The organism is Clostridium sartagoforme AAU1 (genome assembly GCF_000401215.1).
In the GTDB taxonomy this organism is placed as follows: domain Bacteria; phylum Bacillota; class Clostridia; order Clostridiales; family Clostridiaceae; genus Clostridium; species Clostridium sartagoforme.
The window spans coordinates 1-1754 of record NZ_ASRV01000243.1; the positions used below are offsets into that span (position 1 = coordinate 1).

4 protein-coding genes are annotated in these 1754 nt (G+C 26.3%); all 4 read left to right on the forward strand.

Features of this window, described 5'->3' with window-relative positions:
- The first annotated feature begins 104 nt into the window (after positions 1–104).
- The 4 genes from A500_RS18695 to A500_RS22105 all read left to right on the forward strand — a co-directional run bounded on the left by A500_RS18695 (position 105) and on the right by A500_RS22105 (position 1736).
- The gene (locus A500_RS18695) at positions 105–512 is read left to right on the forward strand and encodes a ribonuclease H family protein (RefSeq protein ID WP_016209143.1); all 408 of its coding nucleotides are present in this window, start codon (positions 105–107) and stop codon (positions 510–512) included.
- 69 nt (positions 513–581) lie between these two features.
- Positions 582–962: a desulfoferrodoxin gene (locus tag A500_RS18700; protein WP_016209144.1), complete on the forward strand. Its 381-nt coding sequence runs from the start codon at positions 582–584 to the stop codon at positions 960–962.
- A 205-nt stretch (positions 963–1167) separates the two neighbouring features.
- Positions 1168–1551, forward strand: a complete 384-nt coding sequence (locus A500_RS18705) for an MFS transporter (protein WP_016209145.1) — start codon at positions 1168–1170, stop codon at positions 1549–1551.
- Between the two features lie 29 nt (positions 1552–1580).
- A complete protein-coding gene (locus tag A500_RS22105) occupies positions 1581–1736 on the forward strand; it encodes a hypothetical protein (RefSeq protein WP_423219305.1) in 156 nt (51 codons plus the stop codon).
- The last annotated feature ends 18 nt before the right edge of the window (positions 1737–1754 follow it).

The following is a 1754-nucleotide window of genomic DNA, read 5'->3' on the forward strand; positions in this document are numbered from 1 at the left end:
AGAATTTTCCTATAGATAAGTATAAAAATTTATATATCCTTTAAGAATAATAATATTATAAATTGAATAATTTTATAATATATAAGTTTATAAATGGAGGATATATGAAATATAGACTTTATGTAAATGGGAAATGTAAAAACTATAGAAGTTTTCAAAGTAATATTGGAATAGGAGGAGTAATCTTAAACGATTATGGAGATGAAACATCATTTTCAAGAAATGTAGGTACTGGGACTTGTTGTGAAGCTCAAATTTATGCTATTTTACATGGAATAGATATTATTTCAAAATCAAAAGATGCTGAAAGTGTAACTGTATATATATCTAATTTAATGTTAGTAGATTATTTAAATGAAAAGCATATTGATATTAGTGCTAGTACTGAAATATTAGTAGACAAGCTAAAAATATTTATAAAAAGTTTGAAACTTAATGTTAATTTTGAATACTTTGATGTAAGTGAATACAGCTATGTTCGATCATTAGCTGAGGATGCAATTGAACTTTAAGAAAACTTTGTAAATGTAAACAATATATAGTAAAATATATTAAATTAAATAATTAAGGAGTGAAATTTTATGGTTAAAAAATTACAAGTATATAAATGTGGAGTTTGTGGATCTATGGTAGAAGTATTAAATGAAGCAGGTGGAACATTAGTATGTTGCGGTAAACCAATGACATTATTAAATGAAAACACAGTTGATGCAGCTGTAGAAAAACATATTCCTGTGGCAGTAGAAGAAAATGGAGAACTTTTAGTTAAAGTTGGAGAAGTTGCACATCCAATGTTGGACGAGCACTTTATTCAATGGGTAGAAGTTATAACTACTGAAGGTGAAGTTATAAGAAAAGAATTGAAACCAGGTGAAAAGCCAGAAGCTAAATTTAACGTAAGTGGAAATGTTGATAGAGTAAGAGAATACTGTAATTTACATGGATTATGGAGTAATAAATAATAAGAAAAATAAAAAGCTATCTTAGATATACTAGGATAGCTTTTTAGAGTTTCCTTCAGTTTTCAAGTTGATATATGTAAGTTTAAGTTGACTTGGAGTGAAGCGACGGGATAAGCAAACTTACATATATCAACCTTTTTATTTACTTTATTAATCACAAATGATAGAATTTACAGGTAGTAAGAATAAAACGGAGGTAATACAAATGAAAAAGTATTATAATATGACTACCTTCTTAACTATTGGAATTTATAGTATTTTAACAACTTTTTATTTTCCTTATTTAAATCAAGAAATAGGTTTATCGCTGGTAGAAGTTGGACAGGTAGTTTCAATAGGAGCGCTGTTTACAATAATTGCACAACCTTTATTGTCTAATAGGTTTTCAAATTCAAAAAACAAGAACAAATTTATATTAACTTATTTAGCAATAGTTTTTATAGCTATAGTTGGACTTATGTTTATAAATAAGGATTTAGCTATTGTTTTTGCACCTTTCTATGGCTTATTATTAAGTCCAATGGTAGGAGTATTTGAAATATATATAGAAGAATTATCTATAAAAATGGGTATGAATTTTCAGATATAAGAAAATGGGGATCTATAGGCTTTGGATTTATAGTATTTCTTTCAGGAATTATAATTAACAAATTTGGTTATAAGACATTGCACATTATTGCATTAGCAATTATCTTAGTAATCATGGCAATAATCTTCTTTAACTTTAAAGAGACTTTAGAAAGAAAAGAACAGAAAAAAATGCAAAGGTATTAGATTTATTTAGGAATAAAA